Raw genomic sequence first — 22,300 nt, forward strand, 5'->3', positions numbered from 1 at the left:
CGGGCCGTACCCTGGCCCCGGCGCGTGCCGGACCGGCACAGGCCGAGCATCTCGAAGACGAAAGTTTCCACTAGTGAGTGAGACAACGCACGACGCCACGGTCGCGGTGACCCCGCCCGCGGCGCCCGACGAGGGCCTCACGGCGGGGGAACTCGCCGCCAAGCACGGGCTGACCGTGAGCGGCGCCCGTCCGTCCCTCATCGAGTACGTCCGTCAGCTCTGGGACCGGCGGCACTTCATCCTCGCCTTCTCCCGGGCGAAGCTGACCGCCCAGTACAGCCAGGCCAAGCTGGGCCAGCTGTGGCAGGTGGCCACCCCGTTGCTGAACGCGGCCGTGTACTTCTTCATCTTCGGCCTGCTCCTGGAGGCCGACCGGGGCATGTCCCGGGAGGTGTACATCCCGTTCCTGGTCACGGGCGTGTTCGTGTTCACCTTCACGCAGAGCTCGGTCATGGCGGGCGTGCGCGCGATCTCCGGCAACCTCGGCCTGGTCCGCGCCCTGCACTTCCCGCGCGCCTCGCTGCCGATCTCCTTCGCGCTCCAGCAGCTCCAGCAGCTGCTGTTCTCGATGATCGTGCTGTTCGCCGTCGCGGTCGGCTTCGGCAGCTACCCGGACCTGTCCTGGGCGCTGATCGTGCCGGTGCTCGTCCTGCAGTTCTGCTTCAACACCGGTCTCGCGCTGATCATGGCCCGGGCGGGCGCGAAGACCCCCGACCTGGCGCAGCTGATGCCGTTCGTGATGCGCACGTGGATGTACGCCTCCGGCGTGATGTTCTCCATTCCGATCTTCCTCAAGGACAAGCCGGAGTGGATCGCGAACCTCCTCCAGTGGAACCCGGCCGCGATCTACATGGACCTGATGCGCTTCGCCCTCATCGACGGCTACGGCTCGGAGAACCTGCCCGACCACGTGTGGGCGGTCGCGGGCGGCTGGGCCGCGCTCTTCGCCCTCGGCGGCTTCGTGTACTTCTGGAAGGCGGAGGAGAGGTACGGCCGTGGCTGAGCAGCAGCAGGACGCACGCATCCCCACCGTCGTCGCGGACGACCTGCACATCGTCTACCGCGTCAACGGCGCCAAGACGGGCAAGGGCAGCGCCACCGCCGCCCTCAGCCGTATCCTCAAGCGCGGCTCCGACGACACGGCACGGGGCGTGCGCAAGGTGCACGCCGTGCGCGGTGTCTCCTTCGTGGCGTACCGCGGCGAGGCCATCGGCCTGATCGGCTCCAACGGCTCCGGCAAGTCGACCCTGCTGCGCGCCATCGCCGGTCTGCTCCCCGCCGAGCAGGGCAAGGTCTACACCGACGGCCAGCCCTCGCTGCTGGGCGTCAACGCGGCCCTGATGAACGACCTCACCGGCGAACGCAACGTCATCCTGGGCGGCCTCGCCATGGGCATGTCCCGTGAGCAGATCAAGGAGCGCTACCAGGACATCGTCGACTTCTCCGGCATCAACGAGAAGGGCGACTTCATCACCCTGCCCATGCGCACCTACTCCTCCGGCATGGCGGCCCGGCTGCGCTTCTCCATCGCGGCGGCCAAGGACCACGACGTCCTCATGATCGACGAGGCCCTGGCGACCGGCGACCGCAAGTTCCAGAAGCGCTCCGAGGACCGCATCCGGGAGCTGCGCAAGGAAGCCGGCACGGTGTTTCTGGTCAGCCACAACAACAAGTCCATCCGCGACACCTGCAACCGTGTCCTGTGGCTGGAACGCGGCGAGCTGCGCATGGACGGCCCCACGGACGAGGTGCTCAAGGAGTACGAGAAGTTCACGGGCAAGTAGCCCCACTTTCGGACAGGGCCCCGACGGAACTGTTCCGGCGGGGCCCCGCGTCTGCAAAGGAAGCGTCAACTCCGGCCCATCTCAGGAATCTTGGGGCCAATCGGTGTGTTCTCGTGATGCTCGGGACACCCTGACGAACCGTGTCGCGTTGTACAACGTAAGCTGTACCGGTCCCGAAACACGGCAATCAGGGCGATAATGCGCGACACCGCCCGTCGGACCACCGTGCGGACGGCGGGGCGGCGTGTCCGAAATAGTGTGTATTGGGTCGGCAGTGTAGAACGGGAGATGTGACGGCGATGGCTACGGAAACTCCCCAGCTCCACGCAGCACGTGCCGTCCCCGCGCCGGGCAGCCGGCGATGACGGGAACCGGCACGGCGCGCCCCCTCGATGCGGAGCGCGGCACGCTCGACAAGGCCGCCGGAGAGAACTTCCCGGTGGCCCCCTTCTTCCTGCCCCGGGCCTGGCGCACCGACCTCATGGCCGTCTACGGCTTCGCCCGTCTGGTCGACGACATCGGCGACGGCGACCTCGCCCCCGGCGGCGCCGACGCCCGCCTGCTGGGTGTGTCCCCGAGCGAGGCCGAGGACCGCCTGGTGCTGCTCGACGCCTTCGAGGCCGACCTGCGCCGCGTCTTCGACGCGACCCCGCGCCATCCCCTGCTGCGCCGCCTCCAGCCGACCGTGCGCCGCCGCTCCCTGGCCCCCGGCCCGTTCCTCGGCCTGATCGCCGCCAACCGCCAGGACCAGCTGGTCGGCCGCTACGAGACCTACGACGACCTGGTCGCCTACTGCGAGCTGTCCGCCAACCCCGTCGGCCGTCTCGTCCTCGACGTCACCGGCACCTCGACGCCCGAGCGCATCCGCCGCTCCGACATGATCTGCACGGCCCTCCAGATCGTCGAGCATCTCCAGGACGTCGCCGAGGACCTCGCCCGCGACCGGGTCTACCTGCCCGCGGCCGACATGAAACGCTTCCACGTCCAGGAAACGGATCTCGCCACGAAATCCGCCGCTGCGTCGGTCCGTGCGCTGATTGCGTACGAAGCGCAAAGGGCCCGGGACCTCCTGAATGAAGGCGCCCCCTTGGTGGGTAGCGTCCACGGCAGGCTGAAGCTGCTGCTCGCAGGGTTCGTGGCGGGGGGAAGGGCGGCCCTCGACGCGATCGCCGCCGCCGAATACGACGTACTTCCCGGCCCGCCCAAGCCCGGCAAGCTCCGGTTGCTGCGTGAGGTGGGCGTGACTCTGCGAGGAGAGGGGTGATCCGGACCGTGGAGTCTGAACCACACGCGTCCCCACCGGTACTCGCCGCCTACAGCTACTGCGAGGCCGTCACCGGGCGGCAGGCCCGTAACTTCGCCTACGGCATCAGGCTGCTGCCGACGCCTCAGCGCCGGGCCATGTCGGCGCTGTACGCGTTCTCGCGGCGGGTCGACGACATCGGCGACGGCGCGCTCGCCGGCGATGTCAAGGTGGCCAGGCTGGAGGAGACCCGGGCACTGCTCGCCCGGATCCGCGAGGACCGGGTCGACGAGGACGACACCGACCCGGTCGCGGTCGCCCTCGCACACGCCGCCGGCGCCTTCCCGATTCCGCTCGGCGGCCTGGACGAGCTCATCGACGGCGTCCTGATGGACGTCCGCGGCGAGACGTACGAGACCTGGGACGACCTGAAGGTCTACTGCCGCTGCGTCGCCGGTGCGATCGGGCGTCTCTCGCTCGGTGTCTTCGGCACCGAACCCGGGGCGCGCGGAGTGGACCGCGCGCCGGAGTATGCCGACACGCTCGGGCTCGCGCTCCAGCTCACCAACATCCTCAGAGACGTCCGCGAGGACGCCGTGGGCGGGCGGACCTATCTGCCCGCCGACGATCTCGCCAAGTTCGGCTGTTCTGCCGGCTTCAGCGGGCCGCGGCCACCGGAGGGCTCCGACTTCGCGGGTCTCGTGCACTTCGAGGTGCGACGGGCCCGCGCTCTGTTCGCCGAGGGGTACCGGCTGCTCCCCATGCTCGACCGGCGCAGCGGCGCCTGCGTCGCCGCCATGGCCGGCATCTACCGCCGCCTCCTCGACCGCATCGAGCGCGACCCACAGGCCGTGCTCCGCGGCCGGGTCTCCCTGCCCGGCCGGGAAAAGGCGTACGTCGCCGTGCGCGGCCTGTCAGGACTCGACGCCCGGCACGTGACCCGGCGGACCGTCAGGAGGCGCGCGTGACGGACACGGACGCCGCCTTCGGCGAGAAGCGGCGGGCAACCCTCCGGCCCGGGGCCGCGTCCCTGACGGAGACGGCCGGATGTGCACCGTTCGAGCAGCACGCCCGGGCCGCGGGGGAGGGGGCGCGATGACCCACGGCACACGGTCCGGGGAACCGGCCGCACAAGGGCGGCACGCCGTCGTGGTGGGCGGCGGGCTCGCCGGTGTCACCACGGCGCTCGCGCTCGCCGACGCCGGGGTGCGCGTCACACTGCTGGAGGGCAGGCCGCGGCTCGGCGGGCTCGCCTTCTCTTTCCGCCGCGGCGAACTCACCGTCGACAACGGCCAGCACGTCTACCTGCGTTGCTGCACCGCCTACCGCTGGTTCCTCGACCGCGTCGAGGGCACGGCGCTGGCCCCGCTGCAGGACCGGCTCGACGTACCCGTCCTGGACCTCGCCCGGCCCGAGGGGCGGCGGCTCGGCCGGCTGCGGCGGGACGCCCTGCCCGTGCCCCTGCACCTGGGGCGCAGCCTCGCCGCCTACCCGCACCTCTCGCTCGCCGACCGCGCCAGGGTGGGCCGGGCCGCGCTCGCGCTCAAGGGCCTCGACCTCACCGACCCGGCCCTGGACACACAGGACTTCGGCAGCTGGCTCGCCGCGCACGGCCAGTCGGCGCGCGCCGTGGAGGCCCTGTGGGACCTGGTGGGGGTCGCCACCCTCAACGCGGTCGCTTCCGACGCCTCGCTGGCGCTGGCCGCGATGGTGTTCAAGACCGGTCTGCTGTCCGACCCGGGCGCTGCCGACATCGGCTGGGCGCGGGTCCCGCTGGGCGACCTGCACGACCGGCTGGCCCGCAAGGCGCTCGACTCCGCGGGCGTCCGAACCGAGGTCCGCACCCGCGTCACCTCCGTCTGCGCCCACGGGAACGGGCAGTGGAGCGTCGAGGTCCCGGGCGAGACGCTCCAGGCAGACGCCGTGATCCTCGCCGTACCGCAGCGCGAGGCGCACGACCTGCTGCCCGCGGGTGCCCTCGACGCGCCCGAACGACTCCTGGAGATCGGCACCGCGCCGATCCTCAACGTCCACGTGGTCTACGACCGCAAGGTCCTCGGCCGGCCGTTCTTCGCCGCCCTGGGCAGCCCCGTGCAGTGGGTCTTCGACCGGACCGACGCGTCCGGGCTGCGCGAGGGCCAGTACCTCGCCCTGTCGCAGTCCGTCGCCCAGGACGAGATCGACGAGCCCGTGGCCGTGCTGCGCGAGCGGTACCTGCCCGAGCTGGAGCGACTGCTGCCGCTGACCCGCGGCGCCGACGTGAAGGACTTCTTCGTCACCCGGGAGCGCACCGCGACGTTCGCTCCCACCCCGGGCGTCGGGCACCTCAGGCCCGGCGCCCGCACCAAGGCATCCGGCCTCTATCTGGCCGGAGCGTGGACCGCCACCGGGTGGCCCGCGACCATGGAGAGTGCGGTCCGCAGTGGTGTGAGCGCGGCGGACGCCGTGCTGGGCGCCCTGGGCCGGCCCCGCCCCCGCCACCTCTTCGACTTCGAGGAGGCGGCATGATGCCGGCCCGGACCGGCGCGGCAGGCGGCCCCCGCACCCCCGGTACCGCAACAAGAGGAGAGACTGTGCCCACTGTGCCCCCGGCCTCGAAGACTGCCGAGGCGGTGGACGTGACCGCGCTCCTGGAGCGCGGCCGGACCCTGGCCACTCCGGTACTGCGGGCGGCCGTCGACCGCCTGGCGCCTCCCATGGACACTGTTGCCGCCTACCACTTCGGATGGATCGACGCCCAGGGCAGGCCCGCGGAGGGGGACGGCGGCAAGGCCGTGCGCCCCGCCCTCGCGGTGCTGTCCGCCGAGGTCATGTCGGCCGCCCCCGAGACCGGCATCCCCGGCGCCGTCGCCGTGGAGCTCGTCCACAACTTCTCCCTCCTCCACGACGACCTCATGGACGGCGACGAGCAGCGCCGTCACCGCGACACGGTATGGAAGGTGCACGGGCCCGCCCAGGCCATCCTGGTCGGCGACGCCCTCTTCGCCCTCGCCAACGAGGTGCTCCTCGAACTCGGCACCGTCGAGGCCGGCCGCGCCACCCGCCGCCTGACCACCGCCACCCGCGCCCTGATCGACGGCCAGGCCCAGGACATCTCCTACGAGCACCGCGACCGCGTGAGTGTCGAGGAGTGCCTGGAGATGGAGGGCAACAAGACCGGCGCCCTGCTCGCCTGCGCCAGCTCCATCGGCGCGGTCCTCGGCGGCGCCGACGACCTCACCGCCGACACCCTCGAGAAGTACGGCTACCACCTGGGCCTCGCCTTCCAGGCCGTCGACGACCTGCTCGGCATCTGGGGCGACCCGGTCTCCACCGGCAAGCAGACCTGGAGCGACCTGCGCCAGCGCAAGAAGTCCCTGCCCGTCGTGGCCGCCCTCGCCGCCGGCGGCTCCGCCTCCGAGCGGCTCGGCGAGATCCTCGCCGCCGACGCCAAGGCCCACGACTTCGAGAACTTCTCCGAGGAGGAGTTCGCGGCCCGCGCCGCCCTCATCGAGGAGGCCGGCGGCCGCGAGTGGACCGCCGACGAGGCACGCCGTCAGCACACCATCGCCATCGAAGCCCTCGACGCCGTCGACATGCCCGACCGGGTGCGAGCCCAGTTCACGGCCCTCGCGGACTTCGTCGTCGTACGAAAGAGATGATCACTATCGGCCGAATAGCCCTCGCGTAGTCGCCGGCCGGTGCCGTGAGTGATCACGGTGCACCGGCCGACGGCGGACCCACAGCAGCTGCACACCTTGCACCACTGCACGAAGGGGAAGCCATGACAGCGACGACCGACGGAAGCACCGGGGCCCTGCCACCCCGCGCCGCCGCGGCCAGCGACACCGACACGCACACCCCCGGGGCGGCCGGGGCACCGGAAGCCGCCGCACGCGCCGCCCGGCGTGCCACCGACTTCCTGCTCTCCCTCCAGGACGCCGAGGGATGGTGGAAGGGCGACCTCGAGACCAACGTCACGATGGACGCCGAGGACCTGCTGCTCCGTCAGTTCCTCGGCATCCGCGACGAGAGGACCACGCAGGCGGCCGCCCTCTTCATCCGCGGCGAGCAGGGCGAGGACGGTACCTGGGCCACCTTCCACGGCGGACCGGGCGAACCGTCCGCCACCATCGAGGCGTACGTCGCCCTCCGCCTGGCCGGTGACGCCCCCGAGGCCCCGCACATGGCGAAGGCCTCCGCCTGGATCCGCGCGCAGGGCGGCATCGCCGCCGCCCGGGTCTTCACCCGGATCTGGCTGGCCCTGTTCGGCTGGTGGAAGTGGGAGGACCTGCCCGAACTCCCGCCGGAGCTCGTCTTCTTCCCCAAGTGGGTGCCGCTCAACATCTACGACTTCGGCTGCTGGGCGCGGCAGACCATCGTCCCGCTCACGATCGTCTCCGCGAAGCGACCGGTACGCCCCGCACCCTTCCCGCTCGACGAGCTGCACACCGACCCGGACCTTCCCAACCCGCCCAAGCCCCTGGCGCCGCCGTTCAGTTGGGACGGGGCGTTCCAGCGGATGGACAAGGGCCTGCACGCCCTGCGGAAGGTCGCCCCGCGCAGACTGCGCAGAGCCGCCATGAACAGCGCCGCCCGCTGGATCATCGAGCGGCAGGAGAACGACGGCTGCTGGGGCGGCATCCAGCCCCCCGCCGTGTACTCGATCATCGCCCTGCACCTGCTCGGCTACGACCTCGAACACCCCGTGATGCGCGAAGGGCTGGCGTCCCTGGACCGGTTCGCCGTGTGGCGCGAGGACGGGGCCCGGATGATCGAGGCCTGCCAGTCACCGGTGTGGGACACCTGCCTGGCGGCCATCGCCCTGGTCGACGCCGGACTGCCCGCCGATCACCCGCAGTTGGTGAAGGCGGCCGACTGGATGCTGGGCGAGGAGATCGTCCGGCCCGGCGACTGGTCCGTGAAGCGGCCCGGACTGCGGCCCGGCGGCTGGGCGTTCGAGTTCCACAACGACAACTACCCCGACATCGACGACACCGCCGAGGTGATCCTGGCACTGCGCCGGATCACCCACCCCGACCCGGAGCGGCTGGAGAGGGCCGTCGTGCGCGGCATGCGCTGGACGCTCGGCATGCAGTCAAAGAACGGTGCCTGGGCCGCGTTCGACGTCGACAACACCAGCCCCTTCCCGAACCGGCTGCCGTTCTGCGACTTCGGCGAGGTCATCGACCCGCCCTCCGCCGACGTCACCGCGCACGTCGTGGAGATGCTCGCGGTGGAAGGGCTCGCCCACGACCCGCGCACCCGGCGCGGCATCGAGTGGCTGCTCGCCGAGCAGGAGCCGGACGGTTCGTGGTTCGGGCGCTGGGGCGTCAACTACGTCTACGGCACCGGGTCCGTCGTCCCCGCGCTGGCCGCCGCCGGCCTCCCCGCCGCCCACCCGGCGATCCGGCGGGCCGTGACCTGGCTGGAGTCCGTCCAGAACGACGACGGCGGGTGGGGCGAGGACCTGCGCTCCTACAAGGACGTCAGGGAGTGGAGCGGCAAGGGCGCCTCGACCGCCTCACAGACGGCGTGGGCGCTGATGGCCCTGCTCGCGGCGGGGGAGCGCGACTCCAAGGCCGTCGAACGCGGGGTCGGGTGGCTCGCCGCCACACAGCGGGAGGACGGCTCCTGGGACGAGCCGTACTTCACGGGGACGGGCTTCCCGTGGGACTTCTCGATCAACTACCACCTCTACCGCCAGGTGTTCCCGCTCACCGCGCTGGGGCGCTATCTGCACGGAGAGCCCTTCGCCGAGAGGCTGCGGGGGAGCGGTCAGCTCGGGCAACTCCACGCAAGCGGATCCGGCGCGCCGCTCGCGGGGGCCGGGGACCACCGCACGAGTGGGTCCGGCGGGTCGCTCGCAGGGGCCGGAGGCACGAGTGGGTCGGACGCGCCGCTCGCAGAGGCCGAGGGGAGCTGATGAGCGCAACCCCCGCCCCGGCCCCGCTGCTGATCGCCTGTGCGCTCGGCATCGAGCAGTTCGCCCTGCGCGCGGGCGGCCGGGGCGGGGCCGGCGGGCCGGTCACGGTGCTCCGGACGGGCATGGGCCCGGCCGCCGCCGAGCGGGCCGTCACCCGTGTGCTGGCCGACCCGGCCCTGCGCGACGCCGCCGTCCTGGCCACCGGCTTCTGCGCGGGCCTGGCGCCGGGCATGCATCCCGGCGATCTGGTCGTCGCCGAGGAGACCCGCGACCCGCGCGGTACGACGCCCTGCGTCGGGACCGAGCTGCTCGTGAAGGAACTGGCCCGCGCGCTGCCCGGCCGGACCGTGCACACCGGGCCGCTGACCGGCTCCGACCACGTCGTGCGGGGGCCCGAACGGGGCGCGCTGCGCGCGACCGGCGCGATCGCGGTCGACATGGAGTCCGCCGTCACGCTCCTGAGCGCCGTGCGCGTGGGCGAGCGCCCGGTTGCGGCCGTCCGGGTGGTCGTGGACGCTCCTGAACATGAACTCGTCCGGATCGGCACGGTGCGCGGTGGAATATCAGCTTTCCGTGTTCTTCGTTCCGTCCTTCCCGCTTTCTTCGAATGGCACCGTTCCTTGCTGCTCCCCAGGAGGTGAGCCAGATGGCCATGCCGCTCCGACAGTCCATCAAGGTCGCTACATATTTGGCTGAACAGAAGATCCGCCGGCGGGACAAGTTCCCGCTGATCGTCGAGCTGGAGCCACTGTTCGCCTGCAATCTCAAATGCGAGGGCTGCGGCAAGATCCAGCATCCGGCCGGGGTGCTCAAGCAGCGTATGCCGGTCGCCCAGGCCGTCGGGGCGGTCGTGGAGTCCGGCGCCCCGATGGTGTCCATCGCCGGCGGCGAGCCGCTGATGCACCCGCAGATCGACGAGATCGTGCGTCAGCTGGTGGCAAAGCGGAAGTACGTCTTCCTCTGCACCAACGCCATGCTGCTGCGCAAGAAGATGGACAAGTTCACGCCCTCGCCCTACTTCGCCTTCGCCGTGCACATCGACGGTCTGCGCGAGCGGCACGACGAGTCGGTCGCCAAGGAGGGCGTGTTCGACGAGGCCGTGGAGGCGATCAAGGAGGCCAAGCGGCGCGGCTTCCGGGTCACCACCAACTCGACCTTCTTCAACACCGACACCCCGCAGACCATCATCGAGGTGCTGAACTTCCTCAACGACGACCTCCAGGTCGACGAGATGATGATCTCGCCCGCCTATGCCTACGAGAAGGCCCCCGACCAGGAGCACTTCCTCGGCGTCGAGCAGACCCGCGAGCTGTTCAAGAAAGCCTTCTCCGGCGGCAACCGGCGGCGCTGGCGGCTCAACCACTCACCGCTCTTCCTGGACTTCCTGGAGGGCAAGGTCGACTTCCCGTGCACGGCGTGGGCGATCCCGAACTACTCGCTCTTCGGCTGGCAGCGCCCCTGCTACCTGATGAGCGACGGGTATGTCCCGACGTACCGGGAGCTGGTCGAGGACACCGACTGGGACAAGTACGGCCGCGGCAAGGACCCGCGCTGCGCCAACTGCATGGCGCACTGCGGCTACGAGCCCACCGCCGTCCTCGCCACCATGGGATCGCTCAAGGAGTCCCTGCGCGCCATGCGCGAGACGGTCTCCGGGAACCGGGAGTGAGGTCATGACCGCTGTCTCGCTGGGCGTCCCCGAGGTGCCGGCCCGGCCGATCGCCGAGCGCCGCGTCTCGCGCCGCATCCAGGTCGGTCCGGTGGCGGTGGGGGGCGGGGCCCCGGTGTCGGTGCAGTCGATGACGACGACCCGGACGTCGGACGTCGGCGCGACGCTGCAGCAGATCGCCGAACTGACCGCTTCCGGCTGCCAGGTCGTCCGCGTCGCCTGCCCGACCCAGGACGACGCCGACGCGCTGGCGACCATCGCGCGCAAGTCGCAGATCCCGGTGATCGCGGACATCCACTTCCAGCCGAAGTACGTGTTCGCGGCGATCGAGGCGGGCTGCGCCGCCGTCCGCGTCAACCCCGGCAACATCAAGCAGTTCGACGACCGGGTCAAGGAGATCGCCCAGGCGGCGAAGGACCACGGCACCCCGATCCGGATCGGCGTCAACGCCGGGTCGCTGGACCGGCGCCTGCTCCAGAAGTACGGCAGGGCCACCCCGGAGGCGCTCGTGGAGAGCGCGCTGTGGGAGGCGTCCCTGTTCGAGGAGCACGGTTTCCGGGACATCAAGATCTCCGTCAAGCACAACGACCCGGTCGTGATGATCGAGGCGTACCGGCAGCTGGCCGAGCAGTGCGACTACCCGCTGCACCTGGGCGTGACGGAGGCGGGCCCGGCCTTCCAGGGCACGATCAAGTCGGCGGTCGCCTTCGGTGCGCTTCTCTCCCGGGGCATCGGCGACACGATCCGGGTGTCGCTGTCCGCGCCGCCGGCCGAGGAGGTCAAGGTCGGCATCCAGATCCTCCAGTCCCTCGGGCTCAAGGAGCGCCGGCTGGAGATCGTGTCGTGCCCGTCCTGCGGGCGCGCCCAGGTCGACGTCTACAAGCTCGCCGAGGAGGTCACGGCCGGGCTCGAGGGCATGGAGGTACCACTGCGCGTCGCCGTCATGGGGTGTGTGGTCAACGGCCCCGGCGAGGCGCGGGAGGCCGACCTCGGCGTCGCCTCCGGCAACGGCAAGGGCCAGATCTTCGTCAAGGGCGAGGTCGTCAAGACCGTGCCGGAGTCGAAGATCGTCGAGACGCTGATCGAAGAGGCGATGAGGATCGCCGAGCAGATGGAGCAGGACGGCGTGGGGTCGGGGGAGCCGGCCGTCACCGTGAGCTGAGCAGCACGGAACCGAAGGGGGCCCGAGCGTGACGATTCTGGAGAGCATCCGGGGACCGCACGACCTGAAGGCGCTGTCCGAGGCGGAACTGGGGGAACTGGCTGAGGAGATCAGGGAGTTCCTGGTGCACGCGGTGGCCAGGACCGGTGGCCACCTGGGACCCAACCTGGGCGTGGTGGAGCTGACCATCGCCCTGCACCGGGTCTTCGAGTCGCCGGCCGACCGCATCCTGTGGGACACCGGCCACCAGAGCTACGTCCACAAGCTGCTGACCGGCCGCCAGGACTTCTCCAAGCTGCGCGGCAAGGGCGGCTTGTCCGGCTACCCCTCGCGCGAGGAGTCCGAGCACGACGTCATCGAGAACAGCCACGCCTCCACCGCCCTCGGCTGGGCGGACGGGCTCGCCAAGGCCCGTCGGGTGCAGGGGGAGAAGGGTCATGTCGTCGCGGTCATCGGCGACGGGGCCCTCACCGGCGGCATGGCCTGGGAGGCCCTGAACAACATCGCGGCCGCCAAGGACCGTCCGCTGATCATCGTCGTCAACGACAACGAACGCTCCTACGCTCCCACCATCGGCGGCCTCGCCAACCACCTCGCGACCTTGCGCACCACTGACGGTTACGAGCGGGTCCTCGCCTGGGGCAAGGACGTCCTCCAGGCCACGCCCCTGGTCGGCAACACCCTGTACGAGGCTCTGCACGGCGCCAAGAAGGGCTTCAAGGACGCGTTCGCCCCGCAGGGCCTGTTCGAGGACCTGGGCCTGAAGTACGTGGGGCCGATCGACGGGCACGACACCGGGGCCGTGGAGTCCGCGCTGCGGCGCGCCAAGCGCTTCCACGGGCCGGTGCTGGTGCATTGCCTGACGGAGAAGGGCCGCGGCTACGAGCCCGCCCTCGCCCACGAGGAGGACCACTTCCACACCGTCGGCGTGATGGACCCGCTGACCTGCGCACCGCTCTCGCCGTCGGGCGGCCCCTCCTGGACCTCGGTGTTCGGCGAGGAGATCGTCCGGATCGGCGAGGAGCGCGAGGACGTGGTGGCGATCACCGCCGCCATGCTGCACCCGGTAGGTCTGGGCGCCTTCGCCGAGCGGTTCCCGGACCGGGTGTGGGACGTCGGCATCGCCGAGCAGCACGCGGCCGTGTCCGCGGCGGGCCTGGCGACGGGCGGACTGCACCCGGTCGTCGCCGTCTACGCCACCTTCCTCAACCGCGCCTTCGACCAGCTCCTGATGGACGTGGCCCTGCACCGCTGCGGGGTGACCTTCGTGCTCGACCGGGCCGGGGTCACCGGCGTCGACGGGGCCTCCCACAACGGCATGTGGGACATGTCCGTCCTCCAGGTCGTGCCCGGACTGCGCATCGCCGCGCCGCGCGACGCCGACCAGCTGCGCGCCCAGCTGCGCGAGGCCGTCGCCGTGGACGACGCGCCGACCCTCGTGCGCTTCCCGAAGGAGTCCGTCGGCCCGTCGGTCCCGGCGGTGGACCGGGTGGGCGGACTGGACGTGCTGCACCGATCCTCCGAGCCACAGGTCCTCCTGGTGGCCGTCGGTGTGATGGCGCCGGTCTGCCTCCAGGCCGCCGAGCTGCTCGAAGCGCGCGGCATCGGCTGCACCGTCGTCGACCCCCGCTGGGTCAAGCCCGTCGACCCGGAGCTCCCGGGCCTCGCCGCCGAGCACCGGCTGGTCGCCGTCGTCGAGGACAACAGCCGCGCGGCCGGGGTCGGTTCGGCCGTGGCCCTGGCCCTGGGCGACGCAGACGTCGACGTGCCGGTTCGGCGGTTCGGCATCCCCGAGCAGTTCCTCGCACACGCCAAGCGCGGTGAGGTGCTCGCCGACATCGGCCTGACACCCGTCGAGGTCGCCGGACGGATCGGCGCGAGCCTGGCCGTCAAGGAAGAGCAGTCCAAGGAGCCACAGGAATGACCACCGCCGAATCCGCGTCGGAGTCGTCGCAGGCCGGGGAGTTCGACCTCGGCAAGCTGCTGGCCGAGCGCGGGGCCGAGCGCTACGAGCTGCATACCCGGTACCTCAACCACCAGCTCCCGCGCATGCTGCACACCATCGGCTTCGACAAGGTCTACGAGCGCGCCGAGGGCGCCTACTTCTACGACGCGGACGGCAACGACCACCTGGACATGCTCGCCGGGTTCGGAGTGATGGGCCTCGGCCGCCACCACCCCGTGATCCGCAAGGCGCTGCACGACGTCCTGGACGCCTCTCTCGCCGATCTCACCCGGTTCGACTGCCAGCCGCTGCCGGGCCTGCTGGCCGAGCAGCTGCTCGCGCACAGCCCGCACCTGGACCGGGTGTTCTTCGGCAACAGCGGCACCGAGGCCGTCGAGGGCGCCCTGAAGTTCGCCCGGTTCGTCACCGGCAGGCCCAGGATCCTCTACTGCGAGCACGCCTTCCACGGCCTGACCACCGGCTCCCTCTCCGTGAACGGCGAGTCCGGCTTCCGCGACGGCTTCGCCCCGCTGCTGCCCGACACGGCCGTCCCGCTCGGCGACCTCGACGCGCTGGAGAAAGAGCTGAAGAAGGGAGACGTCGCCGCGCTGATCGTCGAGCCGATCCAGGGCAAGGGGGTCCTCACCGGCCCGCCCGGCTGGCTGCGGGCCGCCCAGGAGCTGCTGCACCGGCACAAGGCGCTGCTCATCGCCGACGAGGTGCAGACCGGCCTCGGCCGCACCGGCGACTTCTACGCCTACCAGCACGAGGACGGCGTGGAGCCCGACCTGGTCTGCGTGGCCAAGGCACTCTCCGGTGGCTATGTGCCCGTCGGCGCCACGATCGGCAAGGACTGGATCTTCAAGAAGGTCTACTCGTCGATGGACCGCGTGCTGGTCCACTCGGCGAGCTTCGGGTCCAACGCCCAGGCCATGGCGGCCGGCCTCGCGGTGCTGTCGGTCATGGAGAACGAGCAGATCGTCGCGAACGTCCGGGCCACCGGTGAGCGGCTCAGGTCCCGGCTCGCGGCGCTGACGGACCGGTACGAGATGCTCGCCGAGGTGCGCGGCCGGGGGCTGATGATCGGCATCGAGTTCGGCCGGCCGCAGTCGCTGAAGCTGCGCAGCCGCTGGACCATGCTCCAGGCGGCGCGCAAGGGGCTGTTCGCGCAGATGGTCGTCGTGCCGCTGCTGCAGAAGCACCGGATCCTCACTCAGGTCTCCGGCGACCACATGGAGGTGATCAAGCTGATTCCGCCGCTGATCATCGGCGAGCGCGAGGTGGACCGGTTCGTCGACGCCTTCACGGCCGTGATGGACGACGCGCACAACGGCGGGCTGGTGTGGGACTTCGGCAAGACGCTCGTGAAGCAGGCCGTGGCCAGCCGCTGAACCGGGTTTTGCCTGTGAGGCAAGAAATTTGCCGCCGAGGCAAAGCTCCGGCTGAATGGAGGCATGAACTCCTCCGAGGCCGAGCGGCCTCCCGAGGCCGAGCGGCCCCCCGGGGCCGACTCGTCGGCCGATCCGGCGGCCGGTGGGCTGCCGCCCGTGGTGGCGCCCCAGCTTCGGGCCCTGCGGCGCCAGGCCTCCCTGACCCTGGAGGCCGCGGCCCGCGCCGCCGGGCTGTCGCCCGCCCACCTCTCCCGGCTGGAGACCGGGCAGCGCCAGCCTTCGCTGCCGATGCTGCTCGCACTGGCCCGCATCTACGGTACGACCGTCTCCGAGCTGCTCGGCGAGACGGTCGCCGACCGGGACGCCGTCATCCGCGCGGCCGACATGGAACCCACAGCGGCGGGCGGCTGGACCTACTGGCAGGCCGGTGCCCCCGGCCGTGGGATGCAGGCCCTGCGGGTCCATGTCCCGCACGGCTCCCAGGGCGACATCGTGCGCGTCCACCCCGGGGAGGAGTGGCTCCACGTGCTGCGCGGCCGGCTGCGGCTGCGGCTCGGGGACACCACGCACCGGCTCGCGCCCGGTGACAGCGCCCACTTCGACTCGCTCACCCCGCACCGGATCGCCGCCGAGGACCACGAGGGCGTCGACCTGCTCTTCGTCCACACCCTGCTGCAGAGCCCCACGGCCGCCCTGTGCCTGGGCCCCACCCCCGGAGACGTGTCATGAGCAACATGGAGGAGAAGTTCCCCCGGGCCCTGTGGGTGAGGTTGTTCGTCTACCTCATCGCCGGCCACGTCTTCGCCGCTTTCGTGTACCTGCTGTTCGAGGTCGGGGCGAAGTAGCCCCCGCTCGCGGACCTCAGTCGAGGAACCGCTCGCGCAGCCGCTCCCGGGTCTCCGCGGACAGGCCGAGCCCCTTCTCCAGGTAGGTGTCGACGCCGCCCCATGTCTCCTCGATCGTGTCGAAGGCCGCCGTCAGGTACTCGGCGCGCGCGTCGAAGAGGGGGCTGAGCAGCTCCATGACCTCGGGGGAGTAGGCCGAGGCGGCGGAGCTGGAGCGGTGCACCTTGTAGCGGCGGTGCTTGGCGTTCGACTTGAGGTAGTCCTCGACGATCGCCTCGCGCTCGACGCCCACCGCGAGCAGCGTCACCGCCACGGACAGCCCCGCGCGGTCCTTGCCCGCAGCGCAGTGCATCAGGGCGGGGACACTGTCCTCGGCGAGCGCGTGCAGCACCCGGGAGTGCTCCTCGGTGCGGTGCTTGATGATCGTGCGGTACGAGGCGATCATGCGGCCCGCGCCCTTGCCGTCCGAAAGGATCTCGCGCAGCTGGTCCAGGTCGCCGTCGCGCACCATCTTCCAGAACTCGGCGCCGTCGGCGGGGTCGCTCAACGGCAGGTTCACATTGCGCACGCCGGGCAGCTCGACGTCCGGCCCCTCGAGCTTCTGGTCCGCCGCGTTGCGGAAGTCGAAGACGGTGTGCAGGCCCAGAGTCGTCAGGAAGGCGGCGTCCTCCACGGTCGCGTGGGCGAGGTGGCCACTGCGGAACAGCACGCCATGGCGCACCCGCCGCCCGTCCACGGTCGGAAGTCCGCCCACGTCACGGAAGTTGCGCACTCCGGCCAGCTCGGGCTCGGTCGACGGGACCTGCTGTGTCACGAGGGCTCCTCCCCTTCGGCGCCGCCGGCGCGGCTCGTCGACGGGCGTCACTCGACGATACGACATGCCTGCCTGGGGCAATGAGTTGTCCACAGGCGTTGCCGGGAAGCCCCGCGGCCCCTGATGATGTTGCCGCCTGGTCGCACCTGGTCGGGCTTGTTCGAATATGTGAGGGCACGATGCTGGACATCTCCGAAGACGGTCGTACCTGGGTCCTCTCCGGGCCGGCCAGCAGCTATGCCGTCCATGTCACCGACCGGGACGAGCTGCTGCACCTGCACTGGGGCCCCCGGATCGGCCTGGCCGACGCCGAGGCCCTCGCCGTCCGGCCGCTGCCGGACTTCTGGCCCTTCGAGTCGCAGCTCGACGGACGCGAGGAGTACCCGGTCGAAGGCGGCCCCCGCTTCGTCCGCCCCGCCCTGTCCGTACGCACCGCCGAGCGACGGGGCACCGAGTGGGCCTACGCGGGGCACGACGCCGAGGACGGCGAGCTGCGGCTGCGGTTCCGCGACGGCGAGCTGGCCATCACCCTGCACTACCGGATGCGCCCCTCGGCGGATGTCGTCGAGCGCTGGGTGACCCTGGACAACCAGGGGCCGGCCGTCGAGCTGCTCCGTGCCGACTCCGCCACCTGGACCCTGCCCGACCGCGACACCTGGCGTCTGTCCCAGCTGCACGGCCGCTGGGGCGCCGAGTCCCGGCTGACCCGCTCCGGGCTCACCCACGGCGAGAAGGTCATCGGCAGCCGTCGCGGCCATACCTCCCACCAGCACCTGCCCTGGGTCGCCCTCGACACCGACGCCACCGAGGAGCGCGGCGAGGTCTACAGCTGCGCCCTGGGCTGGTCCGGGTCCTGGCGCATCGCCGTGGCCCAGCTCCCGGACGCGCGCGTGCAGATCACCGGCGGCGCCGGCTACGACGACTCGGGCCTGCTGATGCTCGGCGCGGGGGAGTCGTACACGACCCCCGTCTTCGCCGGGCTCTGGTGTGACGGCGGGTTCGGCGGGGCGAGCCGCGCCTGGCACGCCTACCAGCGGGCGTACGTGATCCCGGACGCGGACCGGGACCGGCCGGTGCTGTTCAACTCCTGGGAGGCCACCGAGTTCGACATCTCCGAGGAGCAGCAGCGGGAGCTCGCCGCGCGGGCCGCCGCCATGGGTGTCGAGCTGTTCGTGGTCGACGACGGCTGGTTCGGGGCGCGTACCAGTGACCGGGCCGGGCTCGGTGACTGGAGCCCGAACCTCGACCGCTTCCCGGGTGGGCTGAAGCCGCTCGCCGACCATGTGCACGGCCTCGGTATGCAGTTCGGGATCTGGGTCGAGCCCGAGATGGTCAACCCGGACAGTGACCTGTACCGCGCGCACCCGGACTGGGTGCAGTACCAATCAGGACGAAAGCGGACGGAATTCCGTAATCAGCTGGTGCTCAACCTCGCCCGTGAGGACGTCCGGGAGTACCTCTGGGAGCAGCTCGACGGCCTCCTCTCCAGTGCGCCGATCGACTACGTGAAGTGGGACTTCAACCGCTGCTTCACCGACGCCGGCTGGCCGGACGACGCCTACCCGCAGCGGCTGTGGGTCGACCACGTGCACGGCCTGTACGCCCTGCTGGACCGGCTGCGGACCGCCCATCCGGGGGTGGCCTTCGAGTCCTGCTCGGGCGGCGGCGGGCGGATCGACCTCGGCGTGCTGAGCCGCACGGACCAGGTGTGGACCTCCGACAACACCGACCCTCTCGACCGGCTCGCCATCCAGCACGGCTTCAGCCAGATCCATCCGGCCCGGGTCATGGCCGCCTGGGTCACCGACAGCCCGAACGCCATGCTCAACCACCGGGCCAGCTCGCTGCGGTTCCGGTTCGTGAGTGCCATGGCGGGGGTGCTCGGGGTCGGCGGCGACCTCACGAAGTGGACGCCGGAGGAGCTCGCCGAGGCGGCCGAGTGGGTGGGGCTCTACAAGGAGATCCGGCCCGTGGTGCAGCGCGGCGACCAGTACCGGCTGCGGCCTCCGGAGGGCGGGCTGAGCGCTGTGCAGTACGTCCTCGGCGAGGAGACGGTCGTCTTCGCCTGGCTGCAGGCCCAGCGCTACGGCGAGCCCGTTCCGACGCTCCGGCTGCGTGGCCTCGACCCGGCGGAATCGTATGAATGCCTTGAAACGGGAGAAGTTCACCGAGGGGCCGTACTGCTTCATCACGGACTGCGGGTCGGATTGCGCGGGGACCTGGACGCCACCGTCGTCCGCCTTAAGCGGAAGTAGCCATTCTGTCCGAATAGGGAATTTTAGCCGCTTGAGGATAACGTGCCCCGATCGCATAGGAGATGGGGTCGGGGTGCGTGACCATCGTCATATTCGTGACGATATGCTGTCGCCATGTTCACGTAATCCCCGCATTTTCCAGGGCGATTGAAGCAAGCGGGAGATCGGTAATCCACGCTCGGTGACGGCATATGTGGCGACACGTCAAGAAAAACGCCGTCACGAGCAACCGCAAGCTTGTCCTATTGCGTCGTGGTCGCTTACGTTCCACACCAATCCGGACGGACGCCTAATCCTGCCGCCGCCCGGAGCCCGCACACACTGACCCGAAGCACGGCAGGAGCGGGGGACCCACAGGTAAGACGCCTGTTCCGGTTCCCGGAACGGCTTGGGGTTCAGCCGCGCCACGGCACGGCCGGGCATCTCCAGCCCGCACCCGACAGCTCACCTCGCAGGCGACGGAGAGGAATTCGCCATGCCCGCGAAGGGTAAGCACCGCCGTCCCAAGACCCAGCGTTTCACCCGCTCCATCGCCGTCGCCGGAACCGGCGGGGCCGCTCTCGCCCTGCCTCTCATGGGGGCCGCCGGCGCCCACGCCGCCACCCCGCAGTCCGCTCCGGACAAGGCCGTCCAGTCGGCTCCGGCCGCCGCGGAAAAGGCCGCCCAAAAGGCAGACGGCGGCCGCTCGTACACCGTCAAGGCCGGCGACTACCTCGCGAAGATCGCCGGTGAGCAGCACGTCAGCGGTGGCTGGAAGAAGCTCTACGCGGACAACCGTGACGCCGTCGGCTCCGACCCGTCGCTGATCCACCCGGGCCTGAAGCTGTCGATCGGCAAGAAGGCGGCGAGCGCCCCGAAGGCCTCGGCCCCGTCCGCGCCGAAGGCCTCCGCTCCGAAGCCGTCCGCCGCCGATTCGGCCCCGAAGACGGAGACCGCCGCGAAGCCGGCCGCCGCCGAGAGCGACACCGGCGGCTTCACCCTCCCGGTGACCGGTGCCACCATCGGCACCCCGTACCACATGTCGGGCAGCATGTGGTCCAGCGGCTACCACACCGGTGTCGACTTCGTCGTGCCGACCGGCACCTCCCTCAAGGCCGTCGGCGCGGGCACGGTCGTGTCCGCCGGATGGGGCGGCGCGTACGGCAACCAGGTCGTCATCAAGCTCGACGACGGCTACTACGCCCAGTACGCCCACCTCTCCCAGCTCTCCGTCTCGGCCGGCCAGACCGTGACCGAGGGGCAGCAGGTCGGCCTCTCGGGTGCGACCGGCAACGTGACCGGACCGCACCTGCACTTCGAGATCCGCACCACGCCGGACTACGGCTCGGACGTGGACCCGGTCGCCTTCCTGCGCTCGCACGGCGTCTCCGTCGGCTGACCCACCGCACGACCACCTGCCTGACACGCCACCGAAGGCCGGACCCCGATCCCCGGGTCCGGCCTTCGGTGTGTGCGCCCGCCGTCGCCCGCCCCAAGGGATCGACAGGCGGCGGCAGTTGGGACAGAGTGATCACGGCCGGAGTGCAAGCGCTTTCCAGAGCCTTCCCGGCGGATTCCGAGGAGTTGTGTCACCGTGCCGACCACCCGCAGAGCGTTCGGAGCCCTGGCCGCCGGAGCCGCCCTGGGGGCCCTCGCCCCCACGGCCACCGCGCACGCCGCGTCCCCGCACCGCCGTCTCCTCGCACGCGACGACTTCTGTCACGGCCTCGGGCAGTGGGCGGCCGAACTGCAGGACGGCGGCACCGTCACCGCCTTACGCGGCACGCTGGAGATCGACGTACCGAGTGGCGCGACCGTGTGGTTCAGGCGGCGGCTGGACGGGCCGTACCTGCTCGAATACACCGCGACCCCCGTCTTCGAGGGCGGCGTCAACGACCGGGTCTCGGACCTCAACAACTTCTGGAACGCGACCGACGTCCGCTCCCCGGGCGACCTCTTCGCGACACCGCGCGGCGGAGCCCTCGACGAGTACGACCACCTCACGACGTACTACGCGGGCTACGGGGCCAACTACAACACCACGACCCGGCTGCGCCGCTACGTCGGCGAACCGGGCGTCCGCCCCCTCGTCTTCGACTACACCGAGCCGCTGCTGGTGCCGAACGAGCCCAACCGGGTGCGGATCGTGTCCGACGGTTCCACGGTCCGATGGTGGAACAACGGACGACTCGTCTTCGACCTCACCGATCCGCACCCCTACACCGGCGGCCATTTCGCCTTCCGGACCGTCTGGAGCCATTTCCGGATCAACGGGTTCCGGGTCTGGCGGCTCACCCCGAAACATCCCTGACAAGCGGGGTATTCCGGAGTTGGCGAACACTTTAGGAGTGGCTTATCTCACCGCCCGTCAACCCTTTCCTACGGTCGCGTAGGTCACATTCGAAGGTGAATCATGGGCTGCTGTGGCAGACGATTCGAAGAGTGACAGCAAAGCAGTGATCGGGTCGTACGTGGCGGTGGGGGACAGCTTCACCGAGGGCGTCGGCGACCCCGGCCCCGACGGGGCGTTCGTCGGCTGGGCCGACCGGTTCGCCGTCCTGCTCGCCGACCGCAGGCCCGAGGGCGACTTCCAGTACACCAATCTCGCCGTACGCGGAAAGCTCCTCGACCAGATCGTGGCGGACCAGGTTCCGCGGGCCGTCGGCATGGCCCCGGACCTCGTCTCGTTCTGCGCCGGGGGCAACGACATCATCCGGCCCGGCACCGACCCGGACGAGGTGGCCGAGCGCTTCGAGCGGGCTCTGGCCCAACTCACCGCCGTGTCCGGCACGGTCATGGTGACGACCGGCTTCGACACCCGTGGCGTGCCCGTGCTCAAGCACCTGCGCGGCAAGATCGCCACGTACAACGGGCACGTCCGGGCCATCGCCGACCGGTACGGCTGCCCGGTGCTCGACCTGTGGTCCCTGCGCAGCGTGCAGGACCGCAGGGCCTGGGACGCCGACCGGTTGCACCTGTCTCCGGAGGGGCACACACGCGTGGCGCTCCGCGCGGGCCAGGTGCTCGGCCTCGACGTGCCGGCCGACCCCGAGCAGGCGTGGCCTCCGCTGCCCCCGCGCGGCGCTCTCGACATGCGGCGTGACAACGTCGCCTGGGCGCGTGAGTTCCTGGTGCCGTGGATCGGGCGCCGGCTGCGCGGGGAGTCCTCGGGCGACCACGTGACGGCCAAGGGGGCGCTGTCGCCGGACGACATCAGGATGCGGATCGCGTCGGTGGCGTGAGCGGCTCCTGTGCGTGGGGGCCGTGCCGGGGGCCCACCCCGCACGGCCCCAGTCTCGTATTAACAA

20 protein-coding genes and 1 riboswitch are annotated in these 22,300 nt (G+C 71.0%); of the genes, 19 read left to right on the forward strand and 1 reads right to left on the reverse strand.

Annotation, left to right across the window (positions count from 1 at the left end):
• Positions 1 to 73 precede the first annotated feature (73 nt).
• The 15 genes from ACFCXS_RS38260 (at position 74) to ACFCXS_RS38330 (ending at position 15,944) form a co-directional block, all read left to right on the forward strand.
• Positions 74 to 1,003, forward strand: coding sequence for an ABC transporter permease (locus ACFCXS_RS38260; RefSeq protein ID WP_376647953.1), 930 nt, complete (start codon positions 74 to 76; stop codon positions 1,001 to 1,003).
• Entirely contained in the window at positions 996 to 1,784 is a 789-nt protein-coding gene (locus tag ACFCXS_RS38265; protein ID WP_376647954.1) for an ABC transporter ATP-binding protein, read from the forward strand. The genes ACFCXS_RS38260 and ACFCXS_RS38265 overlap by 8 nt, the downstream gene beginning before the upstream one ends.
• Positions 1,785 to 2,145: 361 nt before the next feature.
• Complete coding sequence (gene hpnC, locus ACFCXS_RS38270; RefSeq protein WP_376647955.1) at positions 2,146 to 3,048, forward strand: squalene synthase HpnC; 903 nt, start codon at positions 2,146 to 2,148, stop codon at positions 3,046 to 3,048.
• Positions 3,045 to 3,995, forward strand: a complete 951-nt coding sequence (hpnD, locus tag ACFCXS_RS38275) for a presqualene diphosphate synthase HpnD (RefSeq protein ID WP_376647956.1) — start codon at positions 3,045 to 3,047, stop codon at positions 3,993 to 3,995. The genes hpnC and hpnD overlap by 4 nt, the downstream gene beginning before the upstream one ends.
• Positions 3,992 to 4,126: a DUF6380 family protein gene (locus ACFCXS_RS38280; RefSeq protein WP_376647957.1), complete on the forward strand. Its 135-nt coding sequence runs from the start codon at positions 3,992 to 3,994 to the stop codon at positions 4,124 to 4,126. Before hpnD ends, ACFCXS_RS38280 begins: the two co-directional genes overlap by 4 nt.
• Positions 4,123 to 5,535 (forward strand): hydroxysqualene dehydroxylase HpnE, encoded by a 1,413-nt coding sequence (gene hpnE, locus ACFCXS_RS38285; protein ID WP_376647958.1) that lies wholly within the window; start codon positions 4,123 to 4,125, stop codon positions 5,533 to 5,535. Before ACFCXS_RS38280 ends, hpnE begins: the two co-directional genes overlap by 4 nt.
• Positions 5,535 to 6,668 (forward strand): polyprenyl synthetase family protein, encoded by a 1,134-nt coding sequence (locus ACFCXS_RS38290; RefSeq protein WP_376647970.1) that lies wholly within the window; start codon positions 5,535 to 5,537, stop codon positions 6,666 to 6,668. Before hpnE ends, ACFCXS_RS38290 begins: the two co-directional genes overlap by 1 nt.
• A gap of 122 nt (positions 6,669 to 6,790) precedes the next feature.
• Positions 6,791 to 8,932 (forward strand): squalene--hopene cyclase, encoded by a 2,142-nt coding sequence (shc, locus tag ACFCXS_RS38295; protein ID WP_376647959.1) that lies wholly within the window; start codon positions 6,791 to 6,793, stop codon positions 8,930 to 8,932.
• Entirely contained in the window at positions 8,932 to 9,573 is a 642-nt protein-coding gene (locus ACFCXS_RS38300) for a 1-hydroxy-2-methyl-2-butenyl 4-diphosphate reductase (RefSeq protein WP_376647960.1), read from the forward strand. The genes shc and ACFCXS_RS38300 overlap by 1 nt, the downstream gene beginning before the upstream one ends.
• Positions 9,574 to 9,578: 5 nt before the next feature.
• Positions 9,579 to 10,601, forward strand: coding sequence for an adenosyl-hopene transferase HpnH (gene hpnH / locus ACFCXS_RS38305; protein WP_184907499.1), 1,023 nt, complete (start codon positions 9,579 to 9,581; stop codon positions 10,599 to 10,601).
• Positions 10,602 to 10,605: 4 nt separating this feature from the next.
• The gene (ispG, locus tag ACFCXS_RS38310) at positions 10,606 to 11,763 is read left to right on the forward strand and encodes a flavodoxin-dependent (E)-4-hydroxy-3-methylbut-2-enyl-diphosphate synthase (protein WP_376647961.1); all 1,158 of its coding nucleotides are present in this window, start codon (positions 10,606 to 10,608) and stop codon (positions 11,761 to 11,763) included.
• A 28-nt stretch (positions 11,764 to 11,791) separates the two neighbouring features.
• The gene (dxs, locus tag ACFCXS_RS38315) at positions 11,792 to 13,687 is read left to right on the forward strand and encodes a 1-deoxy-D-xylulose-5-phosphate synthase (protein WP_376647962.1); all 1,896 of its coding nucleotides are present in this window, start codon (positions 11,792 to 11,794) and stop codon (positions 13,685 to 13,687) included.
• Positions 13,684 to 15,099, forward strand: coding sequence for an aspartate aminotransferase family protein (locus tag ACFCXS_RS38320; protein ID WP_376647963.1), 1,416 nt, complete (start codon positions 13,684 to 13,686; stop codon positions 15,097 to 15,099). Before dxs ends, ACFCXS_RS38320 begins: the two co-directional genes overlap by 4 nt.
• A gap of 63 nt (positions 15,100 to 15,162) precedes the next feature.
• On the forward strand, positions 15,163 to 15,828 hold the full coding sequence (locus ACFCXS_RS38325) for a helix-turn-helix domain-containing protein (RefSeq protein WP_376647964.1): 666 nt from the start codon (positions 15,163 to 15,165) through the stop codon (positions 15,826 to 15,828).
• A complete protein-coding gene (locus tag ACFCXS_RS38330; RefSeq protein ID WP_344465409.1) occupies positions 15,825 to 15,944 on the forward strand; it encodes a DUF6126 family protein in 120 nt (39 codons plus the stop codon). Before ACFCXS_RS38325 ends, ACFCXS_RS38330 begins: the two co-directional genes overlap by 4 nt.
• A 16-nt stretch (positions 15,945 to 15,960) precedes the next feature.
• Here the strand turns inward: ACFCXS_RS38330 and ACFCXS_RS38335 are convergent, their stop codons facing one another.
• Positions 15,961 to 16,758 carry a tyrosine-protein phosphatase gene (locus tag ACFCXS_RS38335; protein WP_376647965.1) on the reverse strand — a complete coding sequence of 266 codons (798 nt, stop codon included), beginning with the start codon at positions 16,756 to 16,758 and terminating at the stop codon, positions 15,961 to 15,963.
• Positions 16,759 to 16,937: 179 nt separating this feature from the next.
• Between ACFCXS_RS38335 and ACFCXS_RS38340 the strand changes: the two genes are divergently transcribed.
• The 4 genes from ACFCXS_RS38340 to ACFCXS_RS38355 all read left to right on the forward strand — a co-directional run bounded on the left by ACFCXS_RS38340 (position 16,938) and on the right by ACFCXS_RS38355 (position 22,234).
• Entirely contained in the window at positions 16,938 to 19,013 is a 2,076-nt protein-coding gene (locus tag ACFCXS_RS38340; protein WP_376647966.1) for an alpha-galactosidase, read from the forward strand.
• A gap of 314 nt (positions 19,014 to 19,327) precedes the next feature.
• Positions 19,328 to 19,484, forward strand: a riboswitch (cyclic di-AMP (ydaO/yuaA leader).
• A 4-nt stretch (positions 19,485 to 19,488) separates the two neighbouring features.
• A complete protein-coding gene (locus ACFCXS_RS38345) occupies positions 19,489 to 20,391 on the forward strand; it encodes a peptidoglycan DD-metalloendopeptidase family protein (RefSeq protein ID WP_376647967.1) in 903 nt (300 codons plus the stop codon).
• Positions 20,392 to 20,586: 195 nt separating this feature from the next.
• The gene (locus ACFCXS_RS38350; RefSeq protein ID WP_376647968.1) at positions 20,587 to 21,303 is read left to right on the forward strand and encodes a DUF6250 domain-containing protein; all 717 of its coding nucleotides are present in this window, start codon (positions 20,587 to 20,589) and stop codon (positions 21,301 to 21,303) included.
• 145 nt (positions 21,304 to 21,448) lie between these two features.
• Entirely contained in the window at positions 21,449 to 22,234 is a 786-nt protein-coding gene (locus ACFCXS_RS38355) for an SGNH/GDSL hydrolase family protein (RefSeq protein ID WP_376647971.1), read from the forward strand.
• The last annotated feature ends 66 nt before the right edge of the window (positions 22,235 to 22,300 follow it).

The sequence above is a fragment of the Streptomyces sp. NPDC056373 genome (genome assembly GCF_042262425.1).
Taxonomy (GTDB): domain Bacteria; phylum Actinomycetota; class Actinomycetes; order Streptomycetales; family Streptomycetaceae; genus Streptomyces.

Excerpts from the sequence above, each read along its gene's own strand:
- ACFCXS_RS38300 (WP_376647960.1), top strand. The coding sequence starts at position 8,932 with ATGAGCGCAACCCCCGCCCCGGCCCCGCTGCTGATCGCCTGTGCGCTC.
- hpnC (WP_376647955.1), top strand. The coding sequence starts at position 2,146 with ATGACGGGAACCGGCACGGCGCGCCCCCTCGATGCGGAGCGCGGCACG.
- hpnE (WP_376647958.1), top strand. The coding sequence starts at position 4,123 with ATGACCCACGGCACACGGTCCGGGGAACCGGCCGCACAAGGGCGGCAC.
- ACFCXS_RS38290 (WP_376647970.1), top strand. The coding sequence starts at position 5,535 with ATGCCGGCCCGGACCGGCGCGGCAGGCGGCCCCCGCACCCCCGGTACC.
- ACFCXS_RS38330 (WP_344465409.1), top strand. The coding sequence starts at position 15,825 with ATGAGCAACATGGAGGAGAAGTTCCCCCGGGCCCTGTGGGTGAGGTTG.
- shc (WP_376647959.1), top strand. The coding sequence starts at position 6,791 with ATGACAGCGACGACCGACGGAAGCACCGGGGCCCTGCCACCCCGCGCC.
- ACFCXS_RS38345 (WP_376647967.1), top strand. The coding sequence starts at position 19,489 with ATGCCCGCGAAGGGTAAGCACCGCCGTCCCAAGACCCAGCGTTTCACC.
- hpnH (WP_184907499.1), top strand. The coding sequence starts at position 9,579 with ATGGCCATGCCGCTCCGACAGTCCATCAAGGTCGCTACATATTTGGCT.
- ACFCXS_RS38340 (WP_376647966.1), top strand. The coding sequence starts at position 16,938 with ATGCTGGACATCTCCGAAGACGGTCGTACCTGGGTCCTCTCCGGGCCG.
- ACFCXS_RS38325 (WP_376647964.1), top strand. The coding sequence starts at position 15,163 with ATGAACTCCTCCGAGGCCGAGCGGCCTCCCGAGGCCGAGCGGCCCCCC.
- ispG (WP_376647961.1), top strand. The coding sequence starts at position 10,606 with ATGACCGCTGTCTCGCTGGGCGTCCCCGAGGTGCCGGCCCGGCCGATC.
- ACFCXS_RS38320 (WP_376647963.1), top strand. The coding sequence starts at position 13,684 with ATGACCACCGCCGAATCCGCGTCGGAGTCGTCGCAGGCCGGGGAGTTC.